The 9,822-nt window shown below is 56.6% G+C and carries 12 protein-coding genes; 6 read left to right on the top strand and 6 right to left on the bottom strand.

The features are described 5' to 3' along the window. Positions 1–124: 124 nt before the first annotated feature. Positions 125–382, top strand: a complete 258-nt coding sequence (locus AAAC48_RS15220; protein ID WP_340654978.1) for a MarR family winged helix-turn-helix transcriptional regulator — start codon at positions 125–127, stop codon at positions 380–382. Positions 383–1,007: 625 nt separating this feature from the next. Here the strand turns inward: AAAC48_RS15220 and AAAC48_RS15215 are convergent. Both AAAC48_RS15215 and AAAC48_RS15210 read right to left on the bottom strand, forming a co-directional pair. After that, entirely contained in the window at positions 1,008–2,027 is a 1,020-nt protein-coding gene (locus tag AAAC48_RS15215) for an alcohol dehydrogenase (RefSeq protein ID WP_340654977.1), read from the bottom strand. Positions 2,028–2,645: 618 nt separating this feature from the next. After that, positions 2,646–3,068 (bottom strand): NUDIX hydrolase, encoded by a 423-nt coding sequence (locus AAAC48_RS15210; protein ID WP_340654976.1) that lies wholly within the window; start codon positions 3,066–3,068, stop codon positions 2,646–2,648. A gap of 297 nt (positions 3,069–3,365) precedes the next feature. Here AAAC48_RS15210 and AAAC48_RS15205 point away from each other — a divergent pair, with 297 nt between their 5' ends. Both AAAC48_RS15205 and AAAC48_RS15200 read left to right on the top strand, forming a co-directional pair. Beyond that, complete coding sequence (locus tag AAAC48_RS15205; protein WP_340654975.1) at positions 3,366–4,010, top strand: DUF47 family protein; 645 nt, start codon at positions 3,366–3,368, stop codon at positions 4,008–4,010. Continuing rightward, on the top strand, positions 4,010–5,014 hold the full coding sequence (locus tag AAAC48_RS15200; RefSeq protein ID WP_340654974.1) for an inorganic phosphate transporter: 1,005 nt from the start codon (positions 4,010–4,012) through the stop codon (positions 5,012–5,014). The genes AAAC48_RS15205 and AAAC48_RS15200 overlap by 1 nt, the downstream gene beginning before the upstream one ends. Positions 5,015–5,355: 341 nt before the next feature. Here the strand turns inward: AAAC48_RS15200 and AAAC48_RS15195 are convergent, their stop codons facing one another. Together AAAC48_RS15195 and AAAC48_RS15190 are read right to left on the bottom strand one after the other, a co-directional pair. After that, positions 5,356–5,649 (bottom strand): GYD domain-containing protein, encoded by a 294-nt coding sequence (locus tag AAAC48_RS15195; protein ID WP_340654973.1) that lies wholly within the window; start codon positions 5,647–5,649, stop codon positions 5,356–5,358. Positions 5,650–6,134: 485 nt separating this feature from the next. Beyond that, positions 6,135–7,178, bottom strand: coding sequence for a medium chain dehydrogenase/reductase family protein (locus AAAC48_RS15190; protein ID WP_340654972.1), 1,044 nt, complete (start codon positions 7,176–7,178; stop codon positions 6,135–6,137). Between the two features lie 405 nt (positions 7,179–7,583). On the opposite strand from AAAC48_RS15190, the gene AAAC48_RS15185 reads away from it, so the two are divergent. Then, positions 7,584–7,781: a hypothetical protein gene (locus AAAC48_RS15185; RefSeq protein ID WP_340654971.1), complete on the top strand. Its 198-nt coding sequence runs from the start codon at positions 7,584–7,586 to the stop codon at positions 7,779–7,781. Positions 7,782–7,792: 11 nt separating this feature from the next. Here AAAC48_RS15185 and AAAC48_RS15180 read toward each other — a convergent pair whose 3' ends face one another. Continuing rightward, positions 7,793–7,981, bottom strand: coding sequence for a DUF1059 domain-containing protein (locus AAAC48_RS15180; protein ID WP_340654970.1), 189 nt, complete (start codon positions 7,979–7,981; stop codon positions 7,793–7,795). A 680-nt stretch (positions 7,982–8,661) separates the two neighbouring features. On the opposite strand from AAAC48_RS15180, the gene AAAC48_RS15175 reads away from it, so the two are divergent. After that, complete coding sequence (locus AAAC48_RS15175) at positions 8,662–8,907, top strand: type II toxin-antitoxin system VapB family antitoxin (protein WP_340654969.1); 246 nt, start codon at positions 8,662–8,664, stop codon at positions 8,905–8,907. Beyond that, a complete protein-coding gene (locus tag AAAC48_RS15170) occupies positions 8,907–9,344 on the top strand; it encodes a type II toxin-antitoxin system VapC family toxin (RefSeq protein ID WP_340654968.1) in 438 nt (145 codons plus the stop codon). The genes AAAC48_RS15175 and AAAC48_RS15170 overlap by 1 nt, the downstream gene beginning before the upstream one ends. A 286-nt stretch (positions 9,345–9,630) precedes the next feature. Here the strand turns inward: AAAC48_RS15170 and AAAC48_RS15165 are convergent. Then, positions 9,631–9,822: Hsp20/alpha crystallin family protein (locus tag AAAC48_RS15165; RefSeq protein ID WP_340654967.1), on the bottom strand; the 192-nt coding region annotated here is incomplete at its 5' end.

Below are 9,822 nucleotides of genomic sequence, written 5' to 3'. Positions count from 1 at the left end.
TACGATACATTGTTTGCCTTGTGTCAGGGTAGCACCTAAGGGGTCGCAAAATGTATTCCCGACCTACCCACTTACGGCCGTCCGTCGGTACGACGTGATCTAACTGCGGACAATCCTAATAAACGTGTCAGTCGGGTTGGCACCGCAGCAGCGCCAGGCCATCCTTGCCATTCTTGAATTCGGACTCGGAGGCAACATGAGCATTGGTGAACTTGCTGACCATTTGATGATTCGGTACAACAGTGCGGTTGAACTCGTCAACCGATTGCAGCGGGTGGCACTCGTCGAGTGGTCGAACACTGCCAATGACAGGCGGCGGGTCATTGTTCGGCTGACTGCAAAGGCCCATGGTCGGATCGAAAATGTGTTCAACGCATCTTGAGGAATTCAGGCGTACCGGACCAGCCTACTGCAACAACCCCGGAGTCCAGCAATTGCGTGAAGCTCGACCTGGTGTATTTGGCCGGCAAACTCGGCCGGGAAAACAGTAAATGCTGCCGTAAATGGTTGCCTTGGTGAAGGTCTTCTATTGGCGCAAGGGAGCCGTCGCAGCTGCCTTGGCGGGCGACCGCTATCCACCGAGGGTGTGCGAAAACTCAACGCGACGGAAGCCTTCAGAACGCCGTTACTCACTTGGCGCAAAATGAGAATGAGATGGTTGTCAGAGGGTTACAACGGCATTTGCCGAGAACAAGATTCTGCGCTCCGGCTGACGCGGCGTGTTTTCACACGGCCTCCCTGATCTTGCGATGACCAAAAGTCGTGTTAGCCTGCGTTCTCTGTAGTTCGATGTGTTGCTCGGTAGCAAAAAGTCCTAGAACTCCTAAAATTGCAAAATCGGGACGACCGGAATCGGACCCATTGCGGGACCTTCGTCCGAGCCATCAGACTCGGTATCGAGAGCGTCAAAGGAACACGCGGCTGTCGCTGGCCAGCAGCACTTTCCACGAGGGGCGCCCGGCGGCTACGAAGCTGCCCGGCGTCCCCCCACATGCATAACGACTGGACTATTGTCCGGTCGTTATCACCATCCGGAACCGGGCTGCGCCGCTCATCATCCGCTCATAGGCTTCGGCGGCCCTCTCGAGCGGGATCGTTTCGATCATCGGCCGAATGTTGGCGAGGGCGCTGAAGGCCAGGGTGTCTTCTGAATCAGCCGAGGTTCCAGAAGGCCACCCCTGGATCCCCCGGCGGCCGCCGATCAGCAGAAGTGGCGAGACCTCGATGGGGTCGGGTGAAGCGCCAACGACGATCATATTGCCATCGACAGCCAGTCCGCCAAGCACCGCGCTCATAGCCTGCGAATTCGTGACGGTGGACAGGATCACGCGAGCTCCACCCAGCTTGTTCAGTTCAGCGGCGACATCCTGGGTCGTGCTGTCGAAATAGTGTTGAGCGCCAAGCTTGCGCGCCAGCGGCTCCTTGTCGGCGCCCCGCGCAATGGCGACCGTGCGGCAGCCCATCTTGGCGGCGAACTGCACACCGAGATGACCGAGACCGCCGATGCCGAGCACCGCGACGGTATCGCCCGCACGGACCCCGCTATTGCGCAATGCATTGTAGGTCGTGATGCCAGCGCACAGCAGCGGCGCGGCCTCGGCGGCCTGCAGATCATCCGGGATCGCAGCCAGGGCTTCGAACGGCGCGATCATGAAGTCAGCATAGCCGCCATCATAGCTGATGCCGGGAATCTGCCCGTTCGCACATGTGATGAAATCGCCACGGCGGCAGGAGGGGCAATGGCCACAATGACCGCCGTGCCAGCCCACGCCGACCCGTTGCCCTGGCTTCCAATTGGGCACACGCTCGCCGACCTTGTCGATAATTCCCACAACCTCGTGGCCCGGCACGCGCGGATAGGTGATGCCCGGGAATGCCCCCAATTTGGTGAACGCGTCGCTATGACATACCCCGCACGCCTGGACCTTGATCAGTACCTGACTCGGGCCTGGGATCGGGATGTCGCGTTCGACCAGCTCGAACGGTCCGTTGGCGTTTTTCACTTGAACAGCACGCATGCGTGGCATGGGGAGCCTCCATTGGTTGGCGTTGCGTCGTGCAGAAGCAGGTATCGATCAAATGGCACTCTAAGTCTTGCGCTGCCTAAAATCAGCGCCGGCGTCACGTAAATCGCTGCAATCACTTGATGCCGCGGTGATCGTCGAGATCAAACCGCCAGCAATGCGCGACTATACGCCTAAATCGGAGTGCTGTGGGAGGGCGAATACCCTTGGCAAATCGCGACGTGGCTCGCAATGCCGTTGCAGGTCTGGACCGGCGCACGAAAATTGGGCCCGTAGGCTACATGCCGCTGGCGATGAGTTTTCACACGGCCTCCACCCTACATTCAGCCTTTCATACCAGTCGCACGGACGAATGGAGCCAAATTTCTTGATCAAGATTCTGTATCCGCGTCAATTTCTTGGAAGTCCCATCGGGAGGCTTGCCCTAAGCTCAATCCTGCCGCTTCTAAATTCGTAGCAGGAAGCTGGCAGATGCAGGTGCCGTCGCCTCGAACTTGCAAATAGAGGCGACGGCATTTCGAACGCGCGGTTCGCATTCGCAAAACTCCCTAACTTTTGCGAGACACGGCATCTTCAGACAGGCACTCCAGCACGAGGCCTCTGGCTTGCATTCGAAGTATCTCAAAGTTCGCGGAGATTTTGCGAAAGCTGTTGGACTTCCTTGATGAACGGAATGAGCGAGCGATCACTGATCATGAAGGCAGCCCGATCGGGATGAACCCATATCCTGTTGCGTTGGTCCTTTTCGGGCCATTGCCACAATTGCTCGGATACGGCCAAGGTATAAACGGAAACCCTGATCTGAATCGACATCCTGGAAAGCTCTTTCCAGTAGAAGTATTGCCCTATCGGAAGCTTTGAGACCGTGCCGAGAACGCCCGCTTCTTCCATGGCCTCCTGTGCGGCCGCCTCGGCGTCGCTCCGCCCTTTCATTCGCCATCCCTTGGGAAAAATGTAGCGTTTGGTACGGCGGGTTGTAATCAGGAGTATCTCAACCTGCCCGTCATCACCGATACGGTAAGGCAGGGCGGCGACCTGCGGCATCCGGCCCGTCTTTCCGGCATTTTTGACATGACGCGCTTCTTGTTTCGACCATCTCTTTCCTTGATTGGTGACCATCGCGCATGAACTTCAAACACCCGACGAAAGGTTCACTATCGTCAGATTCTCTTTATCCGTCTAACCATTTTTCGGCAGTTTTAGTTCCAGAGATGCCGTAACCGATCCGTAGACTTTGTTAAGCCCAGGAACAATCAGCCCAGTTGAAGTAGCAGGCTGATCCAGCTATGACGAGTTAAGCCATCAGCTGATTGAAAGTCCCACAATGAGAATGTGCCCGCCATGCTGAAGTGGTTTCGTGCTTTATTGCCACGTGAGGACCGGTTCTTTGATCTTTTTGCACAACATTCGCGCGTAGTAGTCGAGGCAGCAGAATCGCTGAAAGCGCTTCTCGCCGATGAAGGCGACATCGATCGCCACTGCGATCGCATCATCGAACTTGAGAACGAGGCGGACGAAATCACAAGGCAAGTTTTGCTCGCCGTCCGCCGCAGTTTCATCACGCCCTTCGACCGCGGTGACATCAAGGACCTGATACAGTCGATGGACGATGCCATCGACATGATGCACAAGACGGTCAAGACGATCCGACTTTTCGAGCAGCGCAGCTTCGATCCCCGTATGCGCGAAATGGGTATGCTCATCGTTGAAGCTGCAGGTTTGATTGCGGAAGCAATTCCACTTCTCAGCCGCATGGGAACGCACTCGGCCCGGCTCAGTGCCATTGCGGAAGAAGTTGTCCGAGTCGAAGGGCGTGCCGACGAGTTGCACGACCAAGGACTGAAGGACCTGTTCCAGCGTCACGGCAAGTCCGACCCTATGGCCTATATCATCGGCAGCGAGATTTACGGCGAACTGGAAAAGGTGGTCGATCGCTTCGAGGACGTCGCGGATGAGATTAGCGGTATCGTGATCGAGAACGTTTGATGGACGCAGCGCTCAGCTTTCCGCTGCTGGCAGGTCTTGTTGCGGTTGCCTTGTTCTTTGATTTTCTCAATGGCCTTCACGACGCGGCCAATTCGATCGCGACGATCGTCTCCACCCGGGTGCTTCGCCCTCAGTATGCAGTACTTTGGGCGGCTTTTTTCAATTTCATCGCCTTTCTATTCTTCGGTCTGCACGTTGCTGAAACGTTGGGGACGGGCATAATCGACCCGAGCATCGTCACGCCGCGGCTGATCTTTGCCGCGCTCATGGGCGCCATAATCTGGAACATTGTCACGTGGATATTCGGCATCCCGTCAAGCTCGTCGCACGCGCTTGTCGGTGGTCTCGTCGGTGCAGGTCTTGTTAGGACGGGTTTTGATGCCATCGTCTGGACTGGGCTGCTGAAGACGATCGGCGCGATCTTCATGTCGCCGACGATTGGGTTCTTCCTGGCACTTTTACTGGTCCTGATCGTCTCCTGGATTTTTGTCCGGCAGACACCCTTTGCAGTTGATCGCACATTTCGTGGCCTGCAATTTATTTCCGCCTCGCTTTATTCGCTCGGCCATGGTGGCAATGATGCGCAGAAGACCATGGGCATCATTGCCGTATTGCTCTTCTCGCAAGGTTATCTTGGAAGCGAATTCAGTGTCCCGTTTTGGGTCGTGATTGCCTGCCAGTCGGCAATGGCGCTCGGCACGCTTTTCGGCGGCTGGCGTATTGTCCATACCATGGGATCCAAAATTACCAGGCTCAATCCGATGCAGGGCTTCTGTGCCGAAACCGGCGGCGCACTGACGCTGTTCGCAGCAACATGGCTCGGCATTCCGGTATCCACGACCCATACGATCACCGGCGCGATCATCGGTGTTGGCGCGGCGCGGCGTGTCTCGGCAGTACGCTGGGGATTGGCCGGCAACATTGTCATCGCCTGGCTGATCACCATGCCGGCAGCGGCATTTATTGCAGCGCTGTTTTATGTTGTTGCCGGGCTTAGCCTGTAATCTTTGCGTGGAATAGCGCGGGAACATGTCGTGATGCGTGAGAACAGAACGCCGTGTCTCACTAATAGAAAATAACTTATACTGTTGCTCACATGCCAGAGCGCTTTGAAACAAGGACAACAGCTTGCTCATCGCCGGCCATGCGGCCAACTTGAGGGTGCTGTAATGCGCGCCGATGAAGCCGATCTCGCGATGGAAACGACGCTGGAGGGTATCACCACTGTACCCGGCTAGGAGGCTCGAAGCCGAACGACCGCTCGCAGTTGGTTCTTTGTTCAGGGGCAGAAGCCCAGAGATCTGGTGCAAGAGCTAGGCTTCTGCCATTCACCAAGACACTGACTTCAAGCCATCTTACCTATGATCTGCTGCATATCGGCAGCGTCGAACGCTCGCAGCGTTTGGGTTTTGACATTGCCGAGTTCTGAAACCGACAAACTAAGGGCAGTTGCGGCCAAGTCATCGGCGGCCTCGACAATGCTGACGACATCGTGTTGGCCGAGTGTCCATAAGAGCGTGTGGACCTTGGCCCCGCTCTTCTCGGCCATCGCTTTGAACGCTTCGGCACGCTTCGGCGTATCCCTTACCGCCCGAACGCCTTGATCCGTGAAATTTACGAGCAATACGTAATATGCCATGTCTACCTCCCTCGACTAAGGAGGCGTGCGGGCGCATCAGGCGGAACCGCCGTTTCTCCCGCATTCACCCTATCATAGACCGTACAGCGGTGCATCGGAGTTTTCACACAGCCTTCGTGAACTGCGGCCAGATGTTGGTCCCCGGCCAAGGTCGTGGGGTGGAAAGCAGCCGTCCAACGACGCAGGTCCCCGAGGCCGGGTCGGGCCATAAGTGTGAGTTTGCCCGGATCAAACGAACTTCCGCTTTGGGTGGTACCGTGTGGCTGTCGGAACGCCTTGGTTGCGCACAGGAGCCGACCTCAGATTGCTGCCAAGAAACGGACATTCGCGGGCTGGGCGATCGACCACCAGGCAAGCGCACTTCCGTAAACACTCGGCCTGGCTGGGGGCATGGCGACATGGGCTGCAACCATATCATCTCCATCACCGTGGCGCCGGACGACTATTGCGACTGTGCCAAGCCAATTTCTCACTTCCGCAACGTCTCAAGATGCAAGGGAACCGCAAATCAGCACAAGCTTGCCCCTCACCGATCCCTGGCCGAGCAATTCATGCGCGCGACGAGCCTCACTCAGTGGAATCCGCTCGGCGACCATTGGCTTGATCTTCTTGTCGCGAAGCAGATCAAGCAACGCGCTCAAATCTTCACGAAACCATGCCGGTTTCCACCGTTTCAGATACTGTATGCTGTACGGGAGGATGCGTCGTCTGCCGGGCGAAAGGAAAGCGCGGAGCGCGTACCACGCGGGCCGCAGTATGCCGCGGAGACGGTAACGCAAACCGCCTGCCAACTGGCCCTCTTGTAGAAATGAAGTGAAGCCATAAGCGATAACGCGGCCACTCGATCTCAGAGCCTGGAATGAGCGCCAAACATTGGCTTCGCCAACTCCGTCGAAGACGAAATCCACGCCTTCGCCTGTTAGGCGGTGAATCTCTTCGACAAAGTCGGTCTTCTGGTAGTCGATCGGCGTGGCGCCCAGATCGGAAACGATCTGATGAGTGGCCAATGATGCTGTGCCATACATTTCCAGTCCCACCAGACGACCAAGCTCCAACAAAGCCGTACCGACTCCTCCGGCGGCACCATGGATGAGTACGCGTTGACCTGATGAGGTATGCGCAACGCGACGCATCATCTGATAGGCCGTGACGTAATTTAGCACGAGGCTCACGGCCTCGGCGGGATCAAGGTCAGCAGGAACAGGAGTGAGTTCACTCTCTGGCAGGCAGATGTACTGTGCGTAGCCACCATGAATTGGCAGTGCCGCAACCATCTGACCGACCGTTGCCTGCGACGTCCCCCCTTCGGTTTTGTCCACGACACCCACGATGTCCCATCCTGGCGTGAATGGTAGGGTCGTTTTTTCCGGATGAATACCCTCCCGCATCAGCAATTCTGCGAAGGAGACGCCGGCAGCGAGCACGCGCACGCGCACCTCGCCTGGCCCCGGCTCTGGCGCCTCTTCCACCAGGGTTTCTAAGACCTCTGGCCCACCAAGACGGCGAACGATGATACGAAGAGATTTCACGACAGCCTCTCCAGGTTGAAGCCGTTCCGCGGAGGCAGGCACAAAGAACGATAGCGCAGGATATCATGCGACGCGCCACTTCGCGAGGTTGGTCGAGAAATGGTTGGTATGACCGGTCCCGAGCCGGCTCGATACTGCGCGCAGCCCGCCGATCTAAAGGTGGCGCCTGGTCTACAAGATGACGGGAAAAAGCTGCATGCCTGACAACTGCTCATCGGAACCCGGAGAGAGCAACGTTCCCCTTCCTAGGAATTGAGGTGGATGGTGCACTCGAAATCTCAGAGCAGATCGACCCCTGGCTTTTTGGCGGCTCGATCGCCCGCTCCCACCGTCGCGGACAGAGTTCGTCGGCGATGAGTCCGCGGTTGTGAGGTCGATAAAGCGCGAGTGGAAGCAGCCCTTCGAATGACCGAGAAGGGTCACGGCCTGCCGCCGGACTGCCGCAAGGGAAAGTCCGCAACGGGTCCGGGACGCGACCTTCGCGCCATCAATAGCAAAGGTATCATGGAAGGGAAAACAGACAATATGCCGTCCGCGAACCACTGGCCGATCGTTACCGGCAAGGACCACGCGGCCCCACAGCCGAACATGCGTGGCCCTTAGAAATAGTGCCGTTAGGTAGCAAGAATGAGCTTCCTAATCTGTTGACGATCTTCTGGCGACCACTGCTCAGGGTTCTCCTGATGAGCAACCGCGCCATGCAGCTCGATGTGTTTCCACAATTCCGTCTCGGTCTCGGCCGTAAACGATCCCGGACAGGCTTCCATCCCGGGGTAATCCTTGCACCGATATGAATATGCCATAGCTACACCTCCATACTTGCAAAGCCGCCGCACCACGATGGTGCAATTTTGAGCGGTCCCCGGACATCTGGTTCTGCGGCTCGCCGATATCACGCAATCTCAAGAGACATGCTACCACGGATCTCAGTTTTTTGGCCTGACCTCGTAGTAGACAGAAGTCTTCGCGTGCGGCCCGTTGGCGACGGCGTAGATATCGTAGCTGGCATTCGGATCGCTATTGTGTGGCAGCCTTCCACGACTTTGGGCACGCCGAAGCGCTTCTTGATACCGGACAAATCATCCGTGTTTACGCGTTTTACGGTGAAGCCGGCATTTTCCATGGCCTTTGCCCAAAGATTGCAGCATCCGCAATTGGGGTCCTTATAAATCGTCATCGACCAGGATGTTTAGCGCCTGGCCGCACCAGTCATCAGGAGGCCCGAATTGTTGCGTGGTTACCCCAATTATTTTTTGTTGCAATGACGCTTTTACGCTCTTTCCCTTATCGATGAGCTGGTAGAGGAAACCGGCGATATCGCCGAACCATGATCCAGGCCGTTCGTTCCTCTCCTTCCGAACGGCCTGACCGGTGCACCTAGTCAAACGATTAGGTGCGGCATCGCCTTGCTAAGGCGGAATATTCAATATAAGATATTCGCATATACGATTTGAAATATGCGCCCGGCGCCCAGGGGAACGAAATGCCTCTTTATATTCGCGACGATGACGTTGATGCTCTGGCCGTGAAGGTCCAGCAGGTCACAAAGGCACCTAACAAGACCGAGGCCGTCAGACGCGCATTGCAGAACGAGCTGGCGCGCGCTCAACAAGCTATACCACTTAAAGACCGAATTAAAACGATTCAGGACGACGTAAAGGCGAGGATGGGACCAAATAAGCCCGACTTCGACATGAAGAAATATACCGATGAAATGTGGGAAGTTTAATGTTTTTAGATGCCTCGGCAATTGTAGCCATTTGCGCGGATGAGGAAGACGCGGGCTATCTCATTGCCAAAATCGAAATGGCCAAAAAGCCTATCTATTATTCCTCCCTTTCCATGTTTGAAGCGGTTGTGAGCCTCGCTCGAATTGTTTCCATTTCGATCCATGGCGACCAAGAGCCAACGCCGCCGCACTTAATTGATCAGGCGCAGCAGGACGTTGAACGATTTATCGAAACAATCGGGGCAACGGAAATGTCAGTGCATGGAACCATGCACGGCAGCGCAATTCAGGCCGCGCGGACATTTGGCCGCTTTGTCGCCCATCCAGCGCGGTTGAACTTTGGCGATTGCTTTTCCTATGCCTGTGCGAAGGATAACCGACTGCCTTTGCTCTTCAAGGGTAATGACTTTTCACAAACCGACATCGAGGCGGCGTAGTTCGTCGTTGGTGCGGGCCGACGGTTCCCTCGCCCCCAAACCCTCCCCTTCGCACTTCCTGGCTGCTGATCTTGACGCACGCATCGACGGCCCAAATTGCCCCGTCGATGTACCCAAGCCCCATACCCGCGATGAGGCGCGGTCAAGGCCGCGCTTCAAAAGGATGGGCCGCGAGCCGCAACCGTGCCCGGCAGCAGGCTAATGGCTTTGATCTCCAGTGAATTTAGGATGCTGACCGGGTGCATCCCGATGGATGCACCCGGCGCTCGTGCCGGCGATCTAAGGCTCACTTGTCGCTGCTGATCGCGATGCGTTTTGCATTCGCCTGCGCTTTTTCAGTCTTCGGCAACGTCACGGTCAAGAGGCCGTTTTTGAATGTTGCCACGACTTTATCCTCGTCAACCTCCCGGCCAAGTCCGATGCGCCGTTCAAAGCGTCCGTAGTAACGCTCACTGAACTGCCGGTCCTGGTCCTCGGC

Origin of the sequence: Phyllobacterium sp., assembly GCF_037994405.1 — a bacterium.
Taxonomy (GTDB): Bacteria; Pseudomonadota; Alphaproteobacteria; order Rhizobiales; family Rhizobiaceae; genus Phyllobacterium.
The sequence above is the reverse complement of the archived record's forward strand: the minus strand, read 5'-3'. Positions and strand labels throughout refer to the sequence as shown.

What these genes read in the sequence shown, in the direction of transcription:
- AAAC48_RS15195 (WP_340654973.1), bottom strand. Translation starts at nt 5,649, where the DNA reads ATGGCATATTACGTATTGCTCGTAAATTTCACGGATCAAGGCGTTCGG.
- AAAC48_RS15205 (WP_340654975.1), top strand. Translation starts at nt 3,366, where the DNA reads ATGCTGAAGTGGTTTCGTGCTTTATTGCCACGTGAGGACCGGTTCTTT.
- AAAC48_RS15215 (WP_340654977.1), bottom strand. Translation starts at nt 2,027, where the DNA reads ATGCCACGCATGCGTGCTGTTCAAGTGAAAAACGCCAACGGACCGTTC.
- AAAC48_RS15185 (WP_340654971.1), top strand. Translation starts at nt 7,584, where the DNA reads ATGACCGAGAAGGGTCACGGCCTGCCGCCGGACTGCCGCAAGGGAAAG.
- AAAC48_RS15175 (WP_340654969.1), top strand. Translation starts at nt 8,662, where the DNA reads ATGCCTCTTTATATTCGCGACGATGACGTTGATGCTCTGGCCGTGAAG.
- AAAC48_RS15200 (WP_340654974.1), top strand. Translation starts at nt 4,010, where the DNA reads ATGGACGCAGCGCTCAGCTTTCCGCTGCTGGCAGGTCTTGTTGCGGTT.
- AAAC48_RS15170 (WP_340654968.1), top strand. Translation starts at nt 8,907, where the DNA reads ATGTTTTTAGATGCCTCGGCAATTGTAGCCATTTGCGCGGATGAGGAA.
- AAAC48_RS15210 (WP_340654976.1), bottom strand. Translation starts at nt 3,068, where the DNA reads ATGCCGCAGGTCGCCGCCCTGCCTTACCGTATCGGTGATGACGGGCAG.
- AAAC48_RS15180 (WP_340654970.1), bottom strand. Translation starts at nt 7,981, where the DNA reads ATGGCATATTCATATCGGTGCAAGGATTACCCCGGGATGGAAGCCTGT.